At 70.1% G+C, this 22,231-nt stretch carries 20 protein-coding genes; 9 read left to right on the top strand and 11 right to left on the bottom strand.

Going from position 1 to position 22,231, the window contains the following annotated elements:
- The first annotated feature begins 128 nt into the window (after window positions 1–128).
- The 3 genes from G7A98_RS11200 (at window position 129) to G7A98_RS11210 (ending at window position 3,835) form a co-directional block, all read left to right on the top strand.
- Complete coding sequence (locus tag G7A98_RS11200; RefSeq protein WP_163649761.1) at window positions 129–1,376, top strand: cell division protein ZipA C-terminal FtsZ-binding domain-containing protein; 1,248 nt, start codon at window positions 129–131, stop codon at window positions 1,374–1,376.
- A gap of 144 nt (window positions 1,377–1,520) precedes the next feature.
- On the top strand, window positions 1,521–3,572 hold the full coding sequence (gene ligA / locus G7A98_RS11205) for an NAD-dependent DNA ligase LigA (RefSeq protein WP_163649762.1): 2,052 nt from the start codon (window positions 1,521–1,523) through the stop codon (window positions 3,570–3,572).
- A complete protein-coding gene (locus G7A98_RS11210) occupies window positions 3,569–3,835 on the top strand; it encodes a YheU family protein (RefSeq protein ID WP_163649763.1) in 267 nt (88 codons plus the stop codon). The genes ligA and G7A98_RS11210 overlap by 4 nt, the downstream gene beginning before the upstream one ends.
- Before the next feature lie 182 nt (window positions 3,836–4,017).
- Here the strand turns inward: G7A98_RS11210 and G7A98_RS11215 are convergent, their stop codons facing one another.
- From G7A98_RS11215 to G7A98_RS11225, 3 genes are read right to left on the bottom strand one after another with little or no spacing between them, the layout of a single operon-like run.
- Window positions 4,018–5,109, bottom strand: coding sequence for an ABC transporter permease (locus G7A98_RS11215; RefSeq protein WP_163649764.1), 1,092 nt, complete (start codon window positions 5,107–5,109; stop codon window positions 4,018–4,020).
- Window positions 5,106–6,047 (bottom strand): ABC transporter ATP-binding protein, encoded by a 942-nt coding sequence (locus G7A98_RS11220; protein ID WP_205596259.1) that lies wholly within the window; start codon window positions 6,045–6,047, stop codon window positions 5,106–5,108. Before G7A98_RS11220 ends, G7A98_RS11215 begins: the two co-directional genes overlap by 4 nt.
- Entirely contained in the window at window positions 6,037–6,990 is a 954-nt protein-coding gene (locus tag G7A98_RS11225; protein WP_205596260.1) for an HlyD family efflux transporter periplasmic adaptor subunit, read from the bottom strand. Before G7A98_RS11225 ends, G7A98_RS11220 begins: the two co-directional genes overlap by 11 nt.
- Before the next feature lie 282 nt (window positions 6,991–7,272).
- Between G7A98_RS11225 and G7A98_RS11230 the strand changes: the two genes are divergently transcribed.
- Both G7A98_RS11230 and G7A98_RS11235 read left to right on the top strand, forming a co-directional pair.
- Window positions 7,273–8,427 carry a patatin-like phospholipase family protein gene (locus tag G7A98_RS11230; protein ID WP_163649766.1) on the top strand — a complete coding sequence of 385 codons (1,155 nt, stop codon included), beginning with the start codon at window positions 7,273–7,275 and terminating at the stop codon, window positions 8,425–8,427.
- A gap of 46 nt (window positions 8,428–8,473) precedes the next feature.
- The gene (locus tag G7A98_RS11235; protein WP_163649767.1) at window positions 8,474–9,277 is read left to right on the top strand and encodes a 3-hydroxybutyrate dehydrogenase; all 804 of its coding nucleotides are present in this window, start codon (window positions 8,474–8,476) and stop codon (window positions 9,275–9,277) included.
- A gap of 27 nt (window positions 9,278–9,304) precedes the next feature.
- On the opposite strand, the gene mnmC is transcribed toward G7A98_RS11235, so the two are convergent.
- From mnmC to G7A98_RS11265, 6 genes are all read right to left on the bottom strand, one after another.
- A complete protein-coding gene (gene mnmC / locus G7A98_RS11240; RefSeq protein ID WP_163649768.1) occupies window positions 9,305–11,335 on the bottom strand; it encodes a bifunctional tRNA (5-methylaminomethyl-2-thiouridine)(34)-methyltransferase MnmD/FAD-dependent 5-carboxymethylaminomethyl-2-thiouridine(34) oxidoreductase MnmC in 2,031 nt (676 codons plus the stop codon).
- Between the two features lie 174 nt (window positions 11,336–11,509).
- Window positions 11,510–12,544, bottom strand: coding sequence for a patatin-like phospholipase family protein (locus G7A98_RS11245; RefSeq protein WP_163649769.1), 1,035 nt, complete (start codon window positions 12,542–12,544; stop codon window positions 11,510–11,512).
- The gene (locus tag G7A98_RS11250; RefSeq protein ID WP_205596261.1) at window positions 12,541–13,680 is read right to left on the bottom strand and encodes an alpha/beta fold hydrolase; all 1,140 of its coding nucleotides are present in this window, start codon (window positions 13,678–13,680) and stop codon (window positions 12,541–12,543) included. Before G7A98_RS11250 ends, G7A98_RS11245 begins: the two co-directional genes overlap by 4 nt.
- Window positions 13,681–13,692: 12 nt before the next feature.
- Window positions 13,693–15,531 carry an alpha/beta fold hydrolase gene (locus G7A98_RS11255; RefSeq protein ID WP_163649770.1) on the bottom strand — a complete coding sequence of 613 codons (1,839 nt, stop codon included), beginning with the start codon at window positions 15,529–15,531 and terminating at the stop codon, window positions 13,693–13,695.
- A 169-nt stretch (window positions 15,532–15,700) separates the two neighbouring features.
- Window positions 15,701–16,000 (bottom strand): YciI family protein, encoded by a 300-nt coding sequence (locus G7A98_RS11260; protein WP_163649771.1) that lies wholly within the window; start codon window positions 15,998–16,000, stop codon window positions 15,701–15,703.
- A 33-nt stretch (window positions 16,001–16,033) separates the two neighbouring features.
- Window positions 16,034–16,585 carry a septation protein A gene (locus G7A98_RS11265; protein WP_163649772.1) on the bottom strand — a complete coding sequence of 184 codons (552 nt, stop codon included), beginning with the start codon at window positions 16,583–16,585 and terminating at the stop codon, window positions 16,034–16,036.
- 94 nt (window positions 16,586–16,679) lie between these two features.
- Between G7A98_RS11265 and G7A98_RS11270 the strand changes: the two genes are divergently transcribed.
- Window positions 16,680–17,573: a PHP domain-containing protein gene (locus tag G7A98_RS11270; protein ID WP_163649773.1), complete on the top strand. Its 894-nt coding sequence runs from the start codon at window positions 16,680–16,682 to the stop codon at window positions 17,571–17,573.
- A gap of 69 nt (window positions 17,574–17,642) precedes the next feature.
- Window positions 17,643–18,266: an L-threonylcarbamoyladenylate synthase gene (locus G7A98_RS11275; RefSeq protein ID WP_163649774.1), complete on the top strand. Its 624-nt coding sequence runs from the start codon at window positions 17,643–17,645 to the stop codon at window positions 18,264–18,266.
- A gap of 57 nt (window positions 18,267–18,323) precedes the next feature.
- Here G7A98_RS11275 and G7A98_RS11280 read toward each other — a convergent pair whose 3' ends face one another.
- Both G7A98_RS11280 and G7A98_RS11285 read right to left on the bottom strand, forming a co-directional pair.
- Window positions 18,324–19,196 (bottom strand): ion transporter, encoded by an 873-nt coding sequence (locus tag G7A98_RS11280; RefSeq protein ID WP_163649775.1) that lies wholly within the window; start codon window positions 19,194–19,196, stop codon window positions 18,324–18,326.
- Between the two features lie 15 nt (window positions 19,197–19,211).
- Window positions 19,212–20,084, bottom strand: a complete 873-nt coding sequence (locus G7A98_RS11285; RefSeq protein WP_163649776.1) for a CYTH domain-containing protein — start codon at window positions 20,082–20,084, stop codon at window positions 19,212–19,214.
- A gap of 102 nt (window positions 20,085–20,186) precedes the next feature.
- Here G7A98_RS11285 and G7A98_RS11290 point away from each other — a divergent pair, with 102 nt between their 5' ends.
- Both G7A98_RS11290 and G7A98_RS11295 read left to right on the top strand, forming a co-directional pair.
- Entirely contained in the window at window positions 20,187–20,867 is a 681-nt protein-coding gene (locus G7A98_RS11290; RefSeq protein WP_163649777.1) for a TIGR00153 family protein, read from the top strand.
- 52 nt (window positions 20,868–20,919) lie between these two features.
- Complete coding sequence (locus tag G7A98_RS11295; protein WP_163649778.1) at window positions 20,920–22,191, top strand: inorganic phosphate transporter; 1,272 nt, start codon at window positions 20,920–20,922, stop codon at window positions 22,189–22,191.
- Window positions 22,192–22,231: the final 40 nt, after the last annotated feature.

A 22,231-nucleotide genomic window follows, 5' to 3' on the forward strand; every position in this document is an offset into this window, starting at 1 on the left:
GCGATTGCGCAGGCCACGGGGAAGTCTTGACTTTCCCGTGCAAGTGGCCTTTTTTTTGTCAATCGCGCTATGCTAGTGACGAGGTGAATACCTAGGCATTGCGCCTTACCAAACAGGCAAGACGACCCATGGAACTAAGAGAGTGGTTGATCATCCTGGGGCTGGTTCTGGTGGCGATCATCGTCGTCGATGGCGTGCGCCGCCTGCAGCGCCAGCGCAAGGTCCCCCGGCTCGATGAAGTCGAGGACGACGACCGGGACATCGTGGACCCCGAAGAGGCCGCACGCCGGGCCGAAGTCAACTGGGAGCTGCCCAATGGAGGGGCAAGGGTCGTCAGTCCGGCATCGAAGACGACCGTCGAGCCCAAGCCCGACCTCGAGCGCCAGGAGCACCCGGGGCCGTCGCGGGTGTTCGCGCGCATGAAGCGCGAGGCCGCCGGCGCCCGCGAGGCTGACGCCGAACGGCCGGCCCAGACCCCGCGGGCCCGGCGCGACGCGGAGACGGCCGACGCGCCGTCGGTGTCCATGCCCCTGCATGCCGAGCGGGAGGATGCGCCGCATCGCGACGCCGCGCCGACGCGTGCCGCCGAGCCGGCGGACGGCGAGGATGAGGCACGGGCCCCGCGTGGCGGGTTCGATGTGGCCGGTGGCCTGTCGCGTTCCATGAAGCGCGTGTTCCAGCGTCGCGAGCGGGATGACGAGGCCCACGAGGCTGCCGCCGACGAGCCGGCCTTCGAGATGCCCGAGGCAATTCCCGAGCGCGAGCCGGCCCCCGAAGCCGAGGTCGCGTCCTCCGCGCCCGAGACGCCGGCGGCCGCCAGCGAAGCCGCCGAGGACGCCCCGCTGCGCGACGACGTGGTCACGCCGCACCCGGTGGTCGAGAAGGCGCGCCGTCACCCGGTGAGCGCCCAGCGGGCCCGGGAGGCCCTGGGCCGTGCCGAGGATGTCATCGTCATCAGCGTGATGGCCCGCGACGACGAGGGCTTCGCCGGCACCGACCTGCTGCGGCTGATGCTGGCCTGCGGGCTGCGCTACAGCGACATGGGCATCTTCCTGCGCAACGAGACGGAAGAGGCCGACAGCGCACTGCAGTTCGCCATGGTCGACGTGGTCAAGCCCGGCACCTTCGCGCTCGAGACGATGGACGACTACGCCACGCCCGGCATCACCTTCCTGATGCCGCTGCCCGGCGCCCGGGACTCCGCCGCCGCCTTCGAGGCGATGGTCGAGACGGCGATGGTGGTGGTGCGCAACCTCGGTGGCGAGCTCAAGGACGAGAACCACAGCGTGATGACCGCCCAGACCGTGGAGTTCGCCCGCCAGCAGGTGCAGGAGTTCGAGCGCCGCCACCGGCTGCATCGTTCCCAGGCCACCTGAGCGGTTAAGCTGTAACCTGAGCGTTAAGCTGCAAGTTGAAAGAAAGGCCACGAGCCCTGTGAGCGATCACGGGGCTCGTTGCTGATAGACCCCCTTCACGATGGGGCTTCTAGCCCTTCGGCTTCGACCGGGACCCAGGAACGCATGACCCAGCCTGACCAGCATATCCTTGACGAGGCGGCGCGCCTGCGCACCGAACTCGACGACGCCAACTACCGTTACTACGTGCTCGACGCGCCGGAGCTGACCGATGCCGACTATGATCGCAAGCTGCGCCGCCTGCAGGCGATCGAGGCCGCGCACCCCGAGCTGGTGACCCCCGATTCGCCCACCCAGCGGGTCGGGGCCAGGCCCGCCGAGGGCTTTCCGGAGGTCCGTCATGCGGTGCCCATGCTGTCGCTGGACAACGCCTTCGACGAGGCGGAGCTGGCGGCCTTCGTCAGGCGAGCCGCCGACCGCCTGGAGGCCGACGCCGACGACCTGGCGTTCTGCTGCGAGCCCAAGCTCGACGGCGCGGCGGTGTCGCTGGTCTACGAACACGGCGAGCTGACCACCGGGGTCACCCGCGGCGACGGCCGCACCGGCGAGGGCATCACCTCCAACCTGCGCACACTCAGGTCGATCCCGCTGAAGCTGCGTGGCCGGGGCTGGCCCGAGCGGCTGGAAGTGCGCGGCGAGGTCACCATGCGCCACGATGCCTTCGAGGCGATGAACGACCGGGCGCGGGAAGCGGGCGACAAGGTATTCGCCAATCCGCGCAACGCCGCCGCCGGCAGCCTGCGCCAGCTCGACCCGCGCATCACCGCCACCCGGCCGCTGGAGTTCACCGCCTACCAGCTCGTGCAGCAGGCAGTCAGCCTCGCCGATATCGAGACTCCCACCCACAGCGAGCAGATGGCGCAGCTGCGTGACTGGGGCTTCCGGGTCAACGACCGGCTCGAGGTGGTCCGGGGCGCCGGCGGCGTCATCGACTACTGCCGACGGCTCGGCGAGCTGCGCGACGGGCTGGGCTACGACATCGACGGCGCGGTGATCAAGGTCGACGACCTGCGCCGGCAGCGCGAACTGGGCTTCGTCGCCCGCGCCCCGCGCTGGGCGATCGCCTTCAAGTTCCCCGCCCAGGAGCAGACCACGCGGCTCAACGACGTCGAGTTCCAGGTCGGCCGCACCGGGGCCATCACCCCGGTGGCGCGCCTCGAGCCGGTCAGCGTGGCCGGGGTCACGGTGTCCAACGCCACCCTGCACAATGCCGACGAGATCGCCCGCCTGGGCGTGAGGATCGGGGACACCGTGGCCATCCGCCGCGCCGGCGACGTGATTCCCCAGGTGGTGCGGGTGATCGAGAGCGAGCATCCCGCCGACGCCCGGGAGATCGTCTTCCCCGAGCGCTGCCCGGTGTGCGACTCGCAGATCGAGCGGTTCGACGGCGAGGCCGTGGCGCGCTGTTCGGGCGGGCTCTACTGCGCCGCCCAGCGCAAGGAGGCGCTCAAGCATTTCGCCTCGCGCCGCGCGCTGGACATCGAGGGCCTGGGCGAGAAGCTGATCGAGGCGCTGGTCGAGCGCGACTGGGTCGAGACCCCGGCGGCCCTGTTCGACCTCGAGGCCGAGGCGCTGGCCGAACTGCCGCGCATGGGCCGGAAATCCTCGGAGAACCTGGTCGCCGCCCTGGAGAAGGCCAAGGCGACGACGCTGCCGCGCTTCATCTTCGCGCTGGGCATCCGCGAGGTGGGCGAGGCCACCGCCGCCGGCCTGGCCCGCCACTTCGGCACCCTCGAAGCGCTGATGGCGGCGGACCGCGAGTCACTGGAGGCGGTCGAGGACGTCGGTCCCATCGTCGCCGCCCATGTGCACACCTTCTTCCGCCAGCCCCACAATCGCGAGACGATCCAGGCGCTGATCGACGCCGGCGTGCACTGGGAGGAGGCCGAGGTCGAGGCCCGGCCCACGCCGCTGGCCGGGCAGACCTGGGTGCTTACCGGCACCCTGGAGAGCATGACCCGCGACGAGGGCAAGGCGCGCCTGCAGGCGCTGGGCGCGAAGGTCGCCGGCAGCGTGTCGAAGAAGACCGCGGCGCTGGTGGCCGGCGAGGCCGCCGGTAGCAAGCTCAGGAAGGCCGAGGAACTGGGCGTCGAGGTGCTCGACGAGGCGACCTTTCTGACGCGCCTCGCCGCCTGGGAAAACGGGGAGGAACCATGAGCGGACGTTTCGTCGAAGTGCCCCATCGCCTGCTGCCGGGCGAGACGCTGGACGCCCTGCTCGAGGCGTTCGTCACCCGGCAGGGCTACGACACCACCGACACCGGCGAGGGCATGCGCGGCTGGGTGGTCGAGCTCCGGCGCCAGCTGGAGCGCGGCGAGCTGGTCATCGCCCACGACCTGCGCACCGAGACCACCGAGGTGATGACGCTGGCCCAGTGGCGTCGCTTCGGCCGCGACCTGGCCGACGACGAGGAAGGCTAGACTCGGCGGCGGGCTATATCGCGACTGAAGTCGCTCCCACCGGCAGCCTGACCCTGTCGGCTGGCTTGATGGAGGGGCTGTGGGAGGGGATTCATCCCCGATGGTGGTGGCCCGGGGACAAGACATCGCGACTGACGTCGCTCCCGCCACCAGACCGACCCTCGCTCCTTGCCGGCTGCCGTTCAATCCAGCCGCTTGCGCAGCCGTGACACGGTCAGCCCCAGCATCAGCAGGGTGAACACGCCGAGCGCCGCCAGCGACGGCCACAGTTCGGCGAGGCCGGCGCCGCGCAGCATGATGCCGCGAATCAGCCGCAGGAAGTGGGTCAGCGGCAGCAGCTCGGCTACCCAGCGGGCCGCCCGGGGCATGCCGGCGAAGGGGAACATGAAGCCCGAGAGCAGTATCTGCGGCAGGAAGGTGAACACCGCCAGCTGCATGGCCTGGAACTGGCTGCGCGCCAGCGTCGACAGGAAGATGCCCAGCGCCAGGTTGGCGACGATGAACACCAGCGCCGCCAGGTAGAGATCGCCCAGCGAGCCGCGGATCGGCACCGCGAACAGCACGCCGCCGAGCAGCAGCACCAGGGTGACCTGCACGAGACCGATGGCGATGAAGGGCACGACCTTGCCCAGGGTCAGTTCCCAGCGTGACAGGGGCGTGGCGATCAGCAGTTCCAGGTTGCCGTTCTCGCGCTCGCGGACCAGGGCGATGGCGGTGAACATCACCAGCGTCATGGTCAGGATGACGCCGATCAGCCCCGGCACGGTGTTGATCGGCGCCCGCCGTTCCGGATTGTAGTAGTTGACCACTTCCACGGGATCGACCCGCCGCGTCCAGCCGGCGTCGCCGGCCACCGGGAAACGGGCCAGCTGGCGGGCGGCGGCCTGCACCACCTGGTCGGCCCCGTCCACCACCAGCTGCAGCGCCGGCCGGTCGCCGCGGGCCAGGCGCACCTCGAGATCGGCGGGCACCACCAGGGCGGCGCTGATGCGCCCCGCGCGCAGCAGCGCCTCGGCGGCCCGGGGCGTGGCGACCCGGTAGCGCAGGTCGAGCACCTGGCTGGCGCCGATCGCGTCGATGATTTCGCGGGAGTGGGCCGTGCCGGCCTGATCGACGACCGCCGCATCCAGCCCGCGCACATCGAGGTTGATGGCGTAGCCGAACAGAATCAGCTGCATCACCGGAATCCCCACGATCATCGCGAAGGTCAGCCGGTCGCGGCGCAGCTGGCGCAGCTCCTTGACGATCACTGCGAGAAGGCGGCGCAGGCTCACGGCGCCGCCCCAGTGGCCGGTGCGCGGCGGGTGGCGGCGACGAACACGTCCTCGAGGCTCGGCGTGTCGGCCCGGGCGCTCGCGCTCAGGCCGGCCTGCTTCAGCGCCCGGGTCAGGGTCTCGGGGGCGGTGCCGGGCACCACCAGCACGCGCAGGGCGGTGCCGATCTGCGCCACCGCGATCACCTCGGGCAGTGCCAGCAGCCGTTGCTGGGCCTGGCGCGGCCGGTCGGTGACCACGCGCAGCGGGCTTTCCGGCAGGGCCTCCATCAGCGCCCGGGGGCTGCCGTCGGCGACCAGGCGGCCGTGATCGAGAATCGCCAGCCGCGTGCAGCGTTCCGCCTCGTCCATGTAATGGGTCGAGACCAGCAGCGTGGTGCCGGCGTCGGCCAGCTCGAACAGCGCCTCCCAGAAGTCGCGCCGCGACTGCGGGTCGACGGCGCTGGTGGGCTCGTCGAGCAGCAGCAGCGCCGGGGCGTGCATGACCGTGGCGGCCAGCGCCAGGCGCTGCTGCTGGCCGCCGCTCAGGGTGCCGGCCAGGCGGTGGCGCAGCTCGCCCAGCGTGTAGCGTGCCATCAGGGCATCGAGACGCCGTCCGAGGCCCGCCGTCGGCAGGTCGTGCAGCGCCGCCAGGAAGCGCAGGTTCTCGAGCACCGTCAGGTCGCGATACAGCGCAAAGCGCTGGGTCATGTAGCCCAGCTCTCGCTTGAGCCGTTCCGCCGCACCGGGCAGGGCGTGGCCGAGGACCGTGATCTCGCCGGCACTGGGGGTCAGCAGGCCGCAGAGCATGCGCAGCGTGGTCGACTTGCCGGAACCGTTGGGCCCCAGGAAGCCGTAGACCTCGCCGCGCGTCACCTCCAGCGATAGATCGTCGACGGCCAGGGTCGCGCCGAAGCGCTTGCTCAGGCCGCGGGTGCGGATCACCGTCTCAGCGCTCACCGTCGAGCTCCACGCGGACCGGCAGGCCCGCCACCAGCCGCTCTGCCGCCGTATCGGTCAGGCGCGCCCGGGCAAGGTAGACCAGGCGGCTGGCGTCGTCGCCCGCCAGGGCATAGTAGGGCGTGAAGGCCGGCTCGCGGGCCAGGCGCTCCACGCGGGCGGCGAAGGGGCGCGCGATGCCCGTGACGTGCACCGTGACCGGGTCGCCCACGGCGAGCGTCGCGCGCCGGTCGGCGGGCACGTAGAAGCGCGCGTAGGGGGCCTCGCCCACCAGCAGGCTGACCAGGGGGGCGCCCGCCGGCGGCTGGTCGCCGGGGCGAAAGGGCAGGTCGTCGACCCGGCCGTCGCGGGGCGCGGTGACCACTAGGCGGTCACGGTCGATCTGCATGTCGTCGACATGAGCCTGCGCGGCGTCCACCGCGGCGGCGGCGGCGGCGATGCGTTCCGGCCGCTCGCCGCGGAGCAGCTCCTCGAGCCGGGCGGCAAGGGCGTCGGCCTCGGCCCGGCGCTGGTCGCGTAGCGCCAGCGCCTGATCCAGCTCGGCCGAGGCCAGCGCCCGGCGCTGGAACAGGCGCTGACTGCGCTGATAGTCGCTCTCGGCCAGTGTCTGTGCGGCCCTGGCGCGGGCGAGATCCGCCCGGGCCGCGGCGATCGTCTCGCGGCGCGGGCCCTGCCGGGCTTCCGCCAGGGCGGCACGCGCCTCGTCGAGCTGACCGCGGGCCTGCGCCAGGCGGGCGTCCAGGCGCCGCGGGTCCAGCGTCAGCAGTGGCTGGCCGGCCGTCACCCGCTCGCCTTCCGTCACCAGCCAGCGCTGCACGGGCTCCGAGACTTCCGCCACCCGGGTGATGCGATCCCATTCCAGGGTGCCGGGCACACCCGGTGTCGCCTCGCCGCAGCCGGCAAGGAGAAGCAGGGTGAGGCCGACCCGGACGAGGCGCCACACGTCCCGGCTCGTGCGCGGCCGGTGGCGGGAAAGCGGACAGGAACGACGAGCAATGGGCGTGTGCATGGGGCGACTCTACCCCAGCCGCGCCCCCGCGGTCTTGACGCCAATCACGCGGGAAGGCCGGGCCCGGCACCGGGCTTGCATGTTGCAGCGCAATACACGACTTCCTAGAGTGAAGGGCAGAAACCGTCGCCGTGACGGAACGCATCGCGAGTCGCGGGGTCGATTCGAGGTGTCTCTCGAGCCGAGAGTCTCTCGCCAAGGGCTGCAGGGGGTGAAATGGCACGACCCATGAACATCCTGGTCCTGCAGGGCGGTGGTGCCCTGGGGGCCTATCAGGCGGGTGTCTATCAGGCGCTCAGCGAAGCCGACATCGAGCCCGACTGGGTGGTGGGCACCTCGATCGGGGCCATCAACGCCGCGCTGATCGCCGGCAACCACCGTCGCGACGTGCTCGCCCGGCTGGAGGACTTCTGGACCCGTGTCGCCCAGCCGTCGTCGAGCCGCGGCGCGGCGCTCGAGCACTACGAGACCGAGTTGGCCAAGTTCCTGGCGCTGACCACCGGTGTGCCGGGATTCTTTCATCCGCGTCCGCTCTGGGAGCTCCCGCTGACCCACAACTGGTGGGGCACGCCGCCGAGCTTCTACGACGTCGCCCCGCTCGAGCGGACCCTGGAGACGCTGGTCGACTTCGAGCGGCTCGGTACCCGCAACCTTCAGGACGGCAAGCGGCTGAGCGTCGGTGCGGTCAACATCAGCCGCGGCACGATGCGCTACTTCGACAGTCACGACGAGCCGCTCTCGGCCCGCCACGTGATGGCCAGCGGCGCGCTGCCGCCGGCCTTCCCGCCGGTCTGGGTCGACGGCGAGGCCTACTGGGACGGCGGCCTGTGTTCCAACACGCCGATCGACTACGTGCTCGAGAGCGAACGGCCGGGCACCGACATGGCGGTCAACTGCTACGTGATCGACCTGTGGAGCCCGCGTGGCCCGGTACCCGAGACCATCAGCGATGCCATGCATCGCGAGAAGGATATCCAGTACGCCACCCGAGCCGGCCACAATCTGCACTTTCTCAAGGAGATCAACCGGCTGCGCGAGGCGCTGCGCAAGCTGGGCAAGCATCTGCCCGACGCCGCCCGCGATGACGACGAGGTCGCCGCGCTGCTGGGACTCGCCCGACAGTCGCCGGTCAACATCGTGCGGCTGCTGGCACCGGCCCGCGAGGCGGAGACCGCGCAGAAGGATATCGACTTCTCCTATTCGACTATCATGGAGCGCTGGCGTGCGGGGTATCATGACATGAAGGGAGCGCTTGCGATCTGCCCCTGTCAGCGCGATCCGGTCAGCGACGAGATCGGTGCCAACGTCTGCAGCTATCGCAGCAATCTGGACGGCCACCTCGAGGACCTGACCGATGTGCCGTTCGAGTGACGCGGCCGACCGCGTCCCGATGGATCAACCGAGGAGGAAAACCAGCATGTCATCGCATCCCGCGCAGAACCGACTCCAGAATCAGGTCGCCCTGATCACCGGCGCCGCCAGCGGCATCGGCAAGCAGATCGCCACGCTGTTCGCCGAGCAGGGCGCCCGGGTGGTGATCCTCGATCTCGATCGCGAGGCGGCCCGGGCGACCGCGCGCGAGCTGTCCGAGCGGGGCGGCGTGGCGCTGGGAGTGGGCGCCGACGTCACCGACGAGGCGCAGGTCGAGGCCGCCTTCAAGGAGGCGATCGACGCCTACGGGCGGCTCGACGTGATGGTGGCCAACGCCGGCTCGCAGCATGTCGAGCCGATCCACAAGCTGTCCTACGACAACTGGAAGAAGGTCACCAATATCCAGCTCGACGGCAGCTTCCTGTCGACCCGGGCGGCCTTCCGCCAGATGATGACCCAGGACAGCGGCGGCTGCCTGATCTACATGGGCTCGGTGCACTCCCACGAGGCCTCGGCGATGAAGTCGCCCTATGTCACCGCCAAGCACGGCCTGCTGGGCCTGTGCCGCACCATGGCCAAGGAAGGCGCCGAGTACGGCATCCGCGCCAACACCATCTGCCCCGGCTATGTGAAGACCCCGCTGGTGGAGAAGCAGATCCCCGACCAGGCCCGCGAGCACGGCATGAGCGAGGACGAGGTGGTCGAGAAGGTGTTCCTCAAGGACACCGTCGACAAGGAGTTCACCACCGTCGAGGACGTCGCCGAGACGGCGCTCTACCTGGCGACCTTCCCCTCCAATGCCTTGACCGGCCAGTCGATCGTGGTCAGCCACGGCTGGTTCATGCAGTAGACGTCACGCCCGTCCCGGCGGCCCGTCTCAGCGGGCCGCGCCACGAATCAGCTCGGCGATCAGCCGCCGCCCGGGATGCAGGTGATCGGCCAGTACCCGGGGCAGCGGCAGCGGCTCGTCGCAGATCCGCGAGGCGATCAGCTCGGCGCACAGCGGCGTGCTGGCCAGCCCCCGCGAGCCGTGGGCGGCGCTGATCCACAGCCCCGGATGATGCCGCCCGGGCGTCTCCGGCACCCGGCGCCGGGCATCCTTGCTCAATGCGGCATAGTCGCGGCGCCAGGCCGCGGCATCGGGCACCGGCCCGGCATAGGGCGTCTTGTCGGGGCTGGCGGCGCGCACCGCCGCGCGGCCTTCCAGCCGCGCCGGGTCGAGATCGATCCCGGCCACGCGCAGCGCCGCGACATAGCCCGGCAGGGTGCGCTCCAGTTCGGCCAGGTTGGCGGCGTGGTCGGCCTCGCGCACGGCCGTGTCGGTCACGTTGGGGTGAAAGGTGGCACCGAAGGTCAGGGCGTCGCCCACGGGCGGCGGCAGGTAGCCGCCGGCACACACCACCTGGCGCGGTCGCGGTGCCGACGCGGGCAGCGTCAGGTGGGTGACCTGGCCGCGAATCGCCTGCAACGGCAGGTCGGCGGTCTGGGCCAGGCGTGTGCCCTCGGCGGCGGTGGCGATCACCACCTGATCGGCCGCGAGAGTGGTGCCGTCGGCGAACCCCAGCGACCAGCCGTCATCCGCGGCGTTCAGCGTCGCCACCTCGCCGTGACGGAAGGCGATGCCCGGCGTGTCGGCCAGCCGCCGGCACAGCGCCGCCGGGTCCACCCAGCCCGCCTGTGGATAGTCCAGCCCGCCCGTCTCCAGCGGCCAGCCGATGGCCCGGCTGGCGGCTTCGGCATCGAGCCCCGTGACCACCGCCCCGGGCAGCGGATGGTTGTCGAGAAAGCGCCGCTGACGCCGTGTCTCGCGCTCGCCGGTGGCGCGCTGCAGCACGCCGCAGTCCTGCCACAGGGTTCGGTCGGGATCGAGGGCGGCGAGCCAGCGCCGGGTGTGCAGCAGCCCGGCGAGATAGAAGCGGCTCTGCCGATTGGTCTCGGCGGCGAGCTTGACGTAGAGCGCGCCCTGGCGATTGCCGGAGGCGCCGGCGGCCGGCCCCTCGCGGTCGATCAATGTCACCGCCACGCCGCGCCGGGCCAGGGCGTGGGCGACACCGGCGCCCGCCAACCCCGCGCCGATCACCGCCACGTGCTCGGCCTTCCGGGGGCCGGGAGGCTGGAACCAGGGTGTGGCCCGACGGGCGTCATCCACCGGCGGGTCGGCCAGCTCGGCGACGAGCATCTCGCGCTTGCGGCCGAACCCGGGCGCCTTGCGCCAGGCGAAGCCCGCGGCCTCGAGGCCGCGCTTGACCACCCCCGCGCAGGTGAAGGTGGCCACGCTCGCCCCCGGGCGGCTGGCCGCGGCCATGGCGGTGAACAGCGCCGGGTGCCACATTTCGGGGTTCTTGCTGGGCGCGAAGCCATCCAGAAACCAGGCGTCCACCCGCCCGTCGAGCTGGGCAAGCGCCGCGGCACTGTCGCCGAAGTGCAGGTCGAGCACGACGCGCGCGTCCAGCCACAGCCGGTGCACGCCGGGCACCGGCTCGGGCCACTGGGCGATCAGCCGGGCGGCCAGCGGCGCGAGATCGGGCCAGGCAGCCAAGGCGCGGGCCAGGTCGTCGCGGGCGAGCGGGAAACACTCGGTGGAGACGAGATGCAGCCGGGCGCCGGGGGCGGCGTGCTCGCGGAAGCAGGCCCAGGCGCAGAGCATGTTGAGGCCGGTGCCGAAGCCGGTCTCGCCGATCACGAAGGGGCGGCGTTCCTGCCAGGCGGCCAGGCGCTCGGGCAGCCGGTTGGCGCGGATGAAGACGTGCTCGGTCTCGGCGCGGCCGTCCTGACGCGAGAAGTAGACGTCGTCGAAGGCCAGCGAGTGCGGCGCGGCCGCCTCGCCGGCGTCGTGGCGCCACTCCAGGGCGGGGGCGTCCAGTGCCGCCAGCGGCGGCAGGGACGTGGCATCCGGGGATGAAGACAAGCGGAAACTCCGGTGACGTGGCAATCGATTGGTCAAATTTTACCCGATCGAAGCCAGGCGGCGAACGTCATGGGCTGTCGACACCCGTCCGCGGGGTTTTCACAGAGTTTTCCACAGCTCCTGTGCATGAACGCCGGCTGTGGACGAGCAGCGAGAACCGACTGACCGTCGCGGCTATTCAGCTCGGCGGGGCCGGCGGGACGACGCCGTGGGCCTTCGGGCCTGGCGGCCGTCGCGATAGCCATTGGCGATGCGCCGCTGGATCGCTCCGGGAGAGAAGTCGGCCGGCCCGCCGCCGTCATTGGCATCATGATTGCCGATCACCCACAGCCGGTCGATATGACGGTAGGCGAGCAGGCGGCGATAGGCGGAGCGCCGGCGTAGCGGGCTGTCCGCGGGCAGGGCGGCTTCCATCTCCTCGACGAGCTCGATCAGGTCGTTGATCCGGCGCAGCAGCTTCAGGTCCAGCTTGAGCTTGCTGGCGAAGTTGATCTCGAACGCGCGCTCCACGACGTCGAGGAACTGTTCGGGCGCCGGGGCTCGTTGGCGGAAGGCATCGATGACGATCAGCTCGCGCTGTACCTCGGCATCGCCGGGCGCCAGTGATTCGAGGGCATCGATCGCCGAGCGCAGCGGGGTATTGGAAACCAGGCCACCGTCCCAGTAGCCATGGCCGTGGAGCCGTGTCGCCGGGAAGCCGGGCGGCAGGCTGGCGCTGGCCAGGATATGTTCCAGCATCAGGCCGTGGCGGTTGTCGAACTCGACGAGCTCGCCGCTTTCCACGTCCACCGCGGTGACGGTCACCCGGATACGACTGGCGTTCAGGCGCTCCAGGTCGATCCAGCGTGCCAACGACTCGCGTAGTGGTGTGGTGTCATAGACGTGGGTGGCGAGCCAGGGCGCGGTCAGCCAGGCAGGATCGAGCCGATACATGGCCGGGTTGCCGAACAGGCCCTGGTTGGCCTGGAGCGTGTCGGGCACCAGCGGCGCCGGGGTCAACGACAGCTGGTCCCACATTGCCTGCAGCGTGGTGATCGGCTCGCCACGGGCGCCCACCAGCACCGCTGCGGTAATGGCGCCGATCGACACGCCCGAGACGGCGTCCAGCCGGAAGTCCTGACGTTCGTGGAGCGCCTTGAGGACGCCGAACTCATAGGCACCCAGCGCGCCGCCGCCCTGCAGGGCGAGCGCCGTCAGGCGACGGCTCATGAGGTGCCGCCGGCGGCGATCCAGCGGGCGATCGGCGGCCAGTACTCGCTGAGCGTGCGGTGACCCATGAACAGGCCGATGTGGCCGCCCGGGGCGAGTGCCCGGGTCACCGCGCCGGGGGCGCTGCCGAGCAGGGTCTCGGCGGCGAACACCTGCTCGCGGGTGGTGATGTCGTCTTCCTCGCCGGCCAGCAGGTAGGCGGGGCAGGTGACGTCGGCGAGCGCCAGGCGTCGGCCCAGCCCGACGAAGCGGCCGCGGGCCAGGCGGTTTTCCTTGAACAGCTCGGTGATCGCCTGCAGGTACCAGCGCCCGGGCAGATCGAGCGGATTTTCATACCAGCGCGAGAAGGCCTCCTGCTTGGCCAGGTAGACGGGGTCCTCGATGTGCTCGTAGAGCTCCAGGTACTTGTCGATGTACTGCCTGTCCGGGTGCATGTTCTTCCAGCCCTGGAGCATGAACTCGCCGCGCATCAGCCCGTCGCCGAGCGCCACCAGATGCTCGTAGAAGGCGAGCGGCAGCTGTTCGACCATGCGCTTGATGGGGCCGTCGCCGGCGGCGGTGTCGATCGGCGAACCGGCCAGCACCAGGGTAGCGACGCGGGACGGGTAGCGGGCGGCGTACATCGCCGCCATCCAGCCACCCTGGCACAGCCCGACCAGATTGACCCGGCCGCCCAGCTCGTCGATGCAGACGTTGAGTTCGGCCAGGTAGATGTCGATGTCGTAGTCCTTCATTGCCGGCGTGGCGCTGTGCCAGTCGGTCACCAGCACTCGCGACAGGCCGCTGTCCAGCAGCGTCTCGACCAGGCTCTGGCCAGGTTGGTAGTCGGCGATGGTGGCGTGGTGGCCGGCGTAGGGAGCGATGACCAGGGTGGGCGTCTCGTCCGCGTCGGCCTCGTCGGGCGAGAAGTCGCGCAGCGTCAGGGTGTGCAACACCAGGCGCGGGCGATTCGGCGTGACGAACTCCGGCGGCGGGCCGTGATCGATCGCCGCGGTCTCGGCGAGGAACTTGAGGTTGTCATTGAACAGTCGCCACTCCTCCTCGGCCAGCGTCGCCGCGGCAGTGAACGGCCAGAAGAGGGGAACGCTGTTCTCGGCGAGCGCGTGGTGGCTGGTCTTGGTGGATCGAGTCATCATGTTTCCCGGTAATCAGGCCTGACGGACGTAGCAGCCCGGGGCATCGGCCAGCGGTGGATAACCCTCGGCGCCGAGGGTCGGCGGAGCGACGTCACCGGTGGAGCGTGCCGCCAGCCAGGCCTGCCAGGCCGGCCACCACGAGCCTTCCCGAGTGGCGACGGTCTGCCGCCAGGTGTCCGGGTCGACGTAGGGCTCGTCGTCGCGATAGGTGTGCATCTGGTAGCGCCGGTGCGGGTGCCCGGGTTCGCTGATGATGCCGGCGTTGTGCCCGCCGCTGGTGAGCAGGAAGGTGACCTCGCTGGCATCGCCCAGCAGATGGATCTTGTACACCGAGTGCCAGGGGGCGACGTGGTCCTTGCGGGTGCCCACGGCGAAGATCGGCACACGGATGTCGCTGATCGCCACCGGCCGGCCGCCCACCGTGTAGCGCCCGGCGGCCAGTTCGTTGCCCAGGAACAGCCGGCGCAGGTACTCCGAATGCATGCGGTAGGGCATGCGGGTGAGGTCGGCGTTCCAGGCCATCAGGTCGCTCATCGGCTGGCGCTCGCCGAGCAGGTAGTCGTGCACCACCCGCGACCAGATCAGGTCGTTGGAGCGCAGCAGCTGGAAGGCGCCGGCCATCTGGTCGCCGGCCAGGTAGCCCTGGTCCCACATCATGTTCTCGAGGTAGGCGACCTCGCTGTCGCTGATGAACAGCATCAGCTCGCCGGCCTCGGTGAAGTCGACCTGGGTGGCCAGGGTGGTCAGCGAGGCCAGCCGCTCGTCGCCGTCGCGGGCCATCGCCGCCGCGGCGATCGACATCAGGGTGCCGCCCAGGCAGTAGCCCACCGCATGCACACGCCGCTCGGGCACGATGGCGCCGATCACGTCCAGCGCGGCCATCGGCCCCAGGCGCCGGTAGTCCTCCATGCTCAGGTCGCGATCCGCCGAGGTCGGATTGCGCCAGGAGATCATGAACACCGTGTGTCCCTGGTCGACCAGGTAGCGCACCAGCGAGTTGTCCGACGACAGGTCGAGGATGTAGTACTTCATGATCCAGGCGGGCACGAACAGCACGGGTTCGGCCTTCACGGTTTTCGTGGTCGGGGTGTACTGGATCAGCTCGATCAGGTGGTTGCGATAGACCACCTTGCCGGGGGTGATCGCCAGGTTCTCGCCGACGCGGAAGTCCTCGGCGCCCACCGGGGGCCGGGTGCTGAAGCGGCGCTCGGCATCCTCGACGGCATTCTGCCAGCCACGCACCAGGTTCATGCCGCCCTGCTCGAGGGTGGTACGGGTGATTTCGGGGTTGATCCACGGCAGGTTGGAGGGCGACCAGCGGTCGAGCATCTGCCGGGCGATGAACGACACCACCCGCTCGGTGTGGGGCGAGAGGCCGTCGATGTCGGTGGTGGCGTTGTGCCAGAACTGCTGGTTGAGCAGGAAGCCCTGATAGATCAGCGTGTAGGGCCACTGCCCCCAGGCCGGGTCATCGAAGCGGTGGTCCTGGGACAGCGGCTCGATGCAGGGCGCGGTGGGGCCCTTCGAGGCCAGCTGGCCGGTGTGGACCGCCAGGCGCAGCCACTTGCGCATCGCCTTTTCCTGCAGCTCGAGCTGCTTGCCCGGCGACAGCACGAGATGGCTGAGCCACTCGACGTAACTGCTGGCCAGCCCCGCGGGGCTGATGCCCAGCGTCACCCGCGCCAGATTGGCCTTGAAGGCCCGGTCCAGCGCCCGCGCCGTGTAGTACCCGGGCAGCGGCGGCAGGGCCAGAGGCGAGAAGGGGGCGACCGGGTGGCGGGGCGGCTCGGCGTGGCTGTCGCCGAGGTCGAGCGTTTCGGGGGGCGTGTCATCGGGACGGGCTTCGGCCATGACGGTCTCCGGCGGGTGGCGGGCGGGACTGTCAGCATAGTGGCGGGAGCGGGTGGGCGCCCAGTGGCGGGAAGGGCGATATCGCCAAAGCCTGATCTCGGTCAGGCACGGCCGGTCAGGCACGGCCGGCCGGGGCGGCCGGCCGGGGCGGCCGGCCGGGGTCGCTCGGTCAGGGCAGGACCTTCTTGAACGGCTTGACGGTGACCCGGGTGTAGACGCCGGCGATCATGTATGGATCGGCATCGGCCCAGGCCTGGGCGTCGGCGAGGCTGTCGAACTCGGCGACCACCAGGCTGCCGGTGAAGCCGGCGTCGGCCGGGTCCTCGGCGTCGACCGCCGGGTGCGGGCCGGCCAGCACCAGGCGGCCTTCGTCGCGCAGCTTCTCGAGGCGCGCGAGGTGGTCGGGGCGGGCGGCCTTGCGCTTTTCCAGGCTGTCCTTGACGTCTTCACTGAGGATGGCGTAGAGCATGATTGGCTTGTCTCCTTGGGAATGACGGGCGCCTCAGCGGTCCTGACCGCCGGGCGCGGCCTCGGCATGGCGGCTCAGGTACACCCCCTGGGCGAGAATGAACGCCAGGGTCAGGCCGAGCATGCCGAACAGCTTGAAGTCGACCCAGGTGGCCTCGTCGAAGGTCTTGAAGACCACGACGTTGAGTACCGCCATGGCGATGAAGAATACCACCCAGGCCAGGTTGAGGCGCTGCCAGATCGCCGCGGGCAGGGCGATGGCGCGCCCCATCATGCGCTGGACCAGCGGCTGGCCGCCGAAATACGGTGACACCAGGAAGGCCACCGCGAACAGGGCGTTGACCACGGTCGGCTTCCACTGGATGAAGGCGGCGTTCTTGAACACCACCGTGGCGCCGCCGAGCACCACGATCAGCCCCAGGGTGACCAGCTGCATGGTCTCGAGCCGGCGGGTGCGCCACCACTGGAAGCCCACCTGGGCGAGACTCGCCGGAATCAGCACCAGCGTGGCCAGCACGATGTCGCCGCTGAGCTGGTAGACCACGAAGAACAGCGCGATGGGCAAAAATTCGAAGAGCAGTTTCATGGCAGGGTCCTGACGGGCGCGGCGTTGACCCGCGGGGTGCGGGGCCGCAACATGAGACTCCATTCTGACAAAGACGCCCGACGGCGTCATGCCGATGATCCCGCTTCCCGATACTCTCGCCGCCCCCGGCGTCGATCTGCACATGCACTCCACCGCCTCCGACGGCGCGCTGTCGCCCGAGGCGCTGATGAGCCTGTGCCGGTCGCGCGGGCTGACCCACGTGGCCCTCACCGACCACGACAGCGTGGCCGGCGTGGCCGAAGCCGCGGCGGCCGCCGAGCGGCTGGGCCTGACCCTGCTGCCCGGCGCCGAGCTGTCCGTGCAGTGGCGGGGCCTCACCGTGCACGTGCTGGGCTATCTGCCCGAGGGCGCACTGGCGCCCATGTGCGAGGGGCTGGCCGCCCAGGCCGAGGCCCGCGAGGCGCGCAATCTCGAGATCGCCCGGCGGCTCGAGGCGGTGGGGCTCGACGACGCCCTGGCGCGGGCCCGGGCCGGGGTGACCGAGCAGCGTCCGCTGGGGCGGCCGGACTTCGCCCGGGCGCTGGTCGAGGCCGGTGTGGTGCCGGATATCGCCGCCGCCTTCAAGCGCTACCTGGGCGCCGGCAAGCGCGGCGACGTCAAGATGCACTGGCCCTATCTCGGCGAGGCACTGGGCTGGATCCGCGCCTCGCGCGGCGTCGCGGTGCTGGCGCATCCGCTACGCTACAAGCTGACCCGACGCAAGCGCGGCCTGCTGCTCGACGACTTCGCCACGGCCGGCGGCGAAGGGGCGGAGCTGCTCAGTGGCTTCCAGAACCCCGACGAGACCCGCGACCTGGCCCGCCAGCTCGCCGAGCGCGGCCTGCTGGCGTCCCGGGGCAGCGACTTCCACTTTCCCGGCGGCCATCTCGCGCCGGGCACGGTGAGCGACGTCCCGCGTACGCCGGTCACGCCGCTGTGGCATCATCCGTCACTGGCGGCCTTCGCCGGGCGGGCAGTGCCAAGCTGACGCCCGAGACGTCGTCGGCCGCTGCGTCCCCGTGCCGAGGGGCGCCGATTACCACCGCAAGGAGGGGCCATGACTCAATTCTTCCAGATTCATCCGGAAAACCCGCAGAAGCGCCTGATCGATCAGGCGCTGAAGATCATCCGCGACGGTGGCGTCATCGCCTATCCGACGGATTCCGGCTATGCCCTGGGCTGTCATCTGGGGGACAAGAAGGCGATCGAGACGATCAAGTGGCTGCGTTCGCTGGACGACAAGCACAACTTCACCCTGGTGTGCTCGGACCTTTCCGAGATCGGCACCTACGCCAAGGTCGACAACGCCGTCTTCCGCCTGCTGAAGAGTCACACGCCCGGACCCTACACCTTCATCCTCAACGCCACCAGCGAGGTGCCGCGCCTGCTGCTGCATCCCAAGCGGCGCTCGATCGGCGTGCGCGTGCCCGACCATCGCATCACCCACGCCCTGCTCCAGGCACTGGGCGAGCCGCTGATGAGCGTGACCCTGATCCCGGTCGGCGAGGAACTGCCGATGACCGACCCGGAGGCGATTCGCGAGCGCTTCGGCGCCCACCTCGACCTGGTCATCGACGGCGGGGCCTGCTCGCTGGAGCCGACCACGGTGGTCGACCTGCGCGAGTTGCCGCCGACCATCGTCCGCGAAGGCCGCGGCGATACCACGCCCTTCACCGAATAGTCCTCGCCCGCCGCAACGGCGGCCCCGGCGGTGAAGATGCCGGGGCCTGAATGACGTTCAGTGGTCTCGGCCCCGTTCGTGGTGGCGCGGGTCCTCGGTTTCCTCGTCGAGCCAGGTGCCGCAGCGCCGGCAGTAGCGTGCATCGCGCTCGTGCCCCTCGTGGCCGCAGCCCGGGCAGGCCTCGTCGGAGTAATGCTGCTCGCGGATCGAGCGGATCATCTCCGCCGAGAACACCCCGGTGGGCACGGCGAGGATCGCGTAGCCCATCACCATCACCATCGCCGAGATGAACTGGCCGATCGGCGTGATCGGCGTGATGTCGCCGTAGCCCACCGTGGTCAGGGTGACGATCGCCCAGTACAACGCCTTGGGAATGCTGGTGAAGCCGGCCTCGGCGGGCTCGATCAGGTAGATCAGCGAGCCGAAGATGGTCACCAGCATCAGCACCGTGGAGAAGAACAGCAGGATCTTGCGGCTGCTGCGCCTAAGCGCCTGGACCAGCAGCGTGCCCTCGCCGAGGAACTCCATCAGCCGCAGCACCCGCAGCAGGCGCAGGACGCGCAGGATGCGCACCACCAGCAGCGACTGCGCGCCGGGGATCAGCAGGCTCAGCCAGGTGGGCAGGATCGACAGCAGGTCGATGACCCCGTAGAAGCTCCTGAGATAGCGCAGCGGGCGCTCGAGACAGTACAGGCGCAGCCCCAGCTCTGCGGTGAAGGCCAGGGTGAACCCCCACTCGAGCAGGCGGAACAGCTCGCCGTAACGCGCGCGCAGGGCGGCCACGCTGTCGAGCATCACCACCGCCACGCTGACCAGGATCAGGCCGATCAGCAGCAGGTCGAAGCCCTTGGCGAGCCGCGTGTCGGACTCGAAGATGATCTGGAACAGCCGGGTACGCAGGCCGACGCCGGCCGGACGAAGTGAAGGCACGCGGGTCTCCTCGAGTCAGCGGCGGTGCAGGGCGGCGAGCAGGGCCAGGCTGCGGCGGCCGAAGGCCGGGGTCAGCCAGGGCGTGGCGTCGAGTGCCGTGGCGAGCTCCCGGGCCGCGTCGCGCTGGCCAGCGGGCAGCGAGTTATCGTCGGCCAGGCTCTGCAGTGCCGTGCGGGCCACGCCGAGGAAGCGCTTCTCGCCGCTGTCGGCCAGGGCGTCGAGGGCGGTGATGGCCCGGTCGAAGCGCGCCGCCGCCTCACCGGGCAGCGGGCCATCCTCGAGCGGCCAGCGGCCGTCGCGCAGGGCGGCGCCACGGGCGGCCTTGCTGGTATTGGCCGGGCGCAGCGCCAGGGTGTCGGCGATGTCCTCGGCGAGGCGCCACAGGGCTGTTGGCTCCCCCGCCTTGAGTTCCAGTTCAAGCTCCTCGATGGGCGCGCGGCGCTCGCCGGCGCGGACCTCGCCGCGGTCCAGCGCGACCTCGATGGTGGCCTCGGGGCCCTCCAGCCACCAGCTCGTGCGCTCGAAGTCGGTGGTGAAGCCGGGTTCCAGCGCCTGGCGTATCTCCTCGCCCAGCGCCTGCATCGGTTCCAGCGTCGCCAGCCCCTCGCGGTCCAGGGCCGGGCCGGGGATCTCCCACTCCCACTCGCCACGGGTGGACAGCCCGCCGGAGCCCTGGCCGGCGGTCTTCAGGGTCTGCCGCCAGCGGTCGGGCGTGCGCCGGGTGCGCAGGGCCACCCGGGCGCGTTCCAGATCCCCCGCGGGCGTATCGTAGTAGGTGTTGGCGAGGTGCTCGCGCACGGGGGCGAGCCCGGCCAGCCGCGGGTGCGCGGGCAGCGCCTCGGCGGCACCGGGGCCGAGGGCCAGCTTGAGTTCGATTTCCTGCGGCATCGTGCTATCTCCATGATTCGGCAAAGATGAATTTTTCATGACGCTGGGATGGCGAGTCACTATACTGGGCGCGCCATTACCCAATCGACGAATGATGCCTTCATGGTGACATCCAACCCGTTTTCCGCGTTGTTCGGGCGATCGCCTTTTCAACCGCTGCTGGCGCACATCGTCAAGACCAGCGAGTGTGCCGCTCAGCTGCTGCCGTTCTTCGACGCCGCCCAGGCCGGTGACTGGGAATCGGCAGCCCGGTGTCGCGAGGCGGTCACCGACCTCGAGCACGAGGCCGATGTGCTCAAGACCCAGCTGCGCCTCAACCTGCCCAACACCCTCTTCCTGCCCGTCTCGCGCTCCGATCTGCTGGAGCTGATCAGCGTGCAGGACAAGATCGCCAACAAGGCCCGCGACATCACCGGCATCATGCTGGGGCGCCGCATGCAGGTACCCGAGTCGCTGGCCGTGCCGATGCGCGAGTATCTGGTCACGGCGGTGGCCACCGTGAATCAGGCGCGCAAGGCGCTGGAGGAACTCGAGGATCTGCTCGAGTCCGGTTTCGGTCGCAATGTGTCGGATCTGATGCAGAACCTGATCCGCGAGCTGCACGAGCTCGAGCATCAGGCCGACGATCAGGAAATCACCATTCGCCGCCAGCTGTTCGATCTCGAAAGTCAGCTGCCGCCGGTGGATGTGATGTTCCTCTACAAGATCATCGACTGGATCGGCGATCTGGCCGATCGCGCCGAACGCGTCGGCAGTCGTCTGCAGATTCTCACCGCACGCTGAGCCCGGGCGTTCGCCCCGGGCTTTGACACGTCACTCAAGAACAGTCCTGCCTATGTCCATCATTGCGCAATACGGCGACGTATTCATCATTCTCGCCTGTGTCTTCGGTTTCTTCATGGCCTGGGGCGTCGGTGCCAACGACGTGGCCAACGCCATGGGGACCTCGGTCGGTTCCAAGGCCATCACCATCCGACAGGCGATCATCATCGCGGTGGTCTTCGAGTTCCTGGGCGCCTGGCTGGCCGGCGGCCAGGTCACCGAAACCATCCGCAAGGGGATCATCGACCCCTCCCTGCTGACCGGAAGCCCCGAGTTGCTGGTCTACGGCATGCTGGCCTCGCTGCTGGCTGCCGGGTTGTGGCTGCTGATCGCCTCGGCCCGGGGCTGGCCGGTGTCCACCACCCATTCCATCGTCGGGGCGATCGTCGGTTTCGCCGTCGCCGGCCTCGGCGTCGACTCGGTCGGCTGGGGCAAGGTGGGGCAGATCGCCGCCAGCTGGGTGGTGTCGCCGCTGCTGGCCGGGTCCATCGCCTATGTGCTGTTCCGCTCGGTGCAGGTACTGATCTTCGAGAATCGCGATCCTTTCGCCGCCGCCAAGCGTTACGTGCCGGCCTACATCTTCCTGGTGGGCTTCGTGATTTCCATGGTCACCCTGGTCAAGGGGCTCTCCCACGTGGGGCTCGACCTGAGCTTCGGCCAGAGTCTGCTGATCGCCGCGGCCATCGGGGTGGTGATCATGGTGCTGGGCATCCTGCTGGAGAATCGCGTCAACCGCGAGAAGAAGCGTGCCGGCGACAGCTTCGGCTACTCCAGCGTCGAGCGGGTGTTCGGCGTGCTGATGATGTTCACCGCCTGTGCCATGGCCTTCGCCCACGGTTCCAACGACGTCGCCAACGCCGTCGGCCCGCTGGCCGCGGTGATCAGCGTGGTCGGCTCCAATGGCGATATCGGCGGGGCCGCGGCCCTGCCCTGGTGGGTGCTGGTGCTGGGCGGCGGCGGCATCGTCGTCGGCCTGGTGACCTACGGCCACAAGGTCATCGCCACCGTGGGCACCGGCATCACCGAGCTGACCCCCAGCCGCGGCTTCGCCGCCACCCTGGCCGCCGCCACCACGGTGGTGCTGGCCTCGGGGACCGGCCTGCCGATCTCCACGACCCACACCCTGGTCGGTGCGGTGCTGGGCGTGGGCCTGGCCCGCGGCATGGCGGCGCTCAACCTGCGCGTGCTGAGCACCATCGTGCTGTCGTGGCTGATCACGCTGCCGGCCGGCGCGCTGCTGTCGATCCTGTTCTTCTTCATGCTCAAGGGCATGTTCGGCGTCTGACGGGCTTCGCCCGGGGAGGCGTCAGGGGGGAGGGGAAAGG

Source organism: Modicisalibacter sp. 'Wilcox', from assembly GCF_010993675.1.
Lineage (GTDB): Bacteria > Pseudomonadota > Gammaproteobacteria > Pseudomonadales > Halomonadaceae > Modicisalibacter > Modicisalibacter tunisiensis.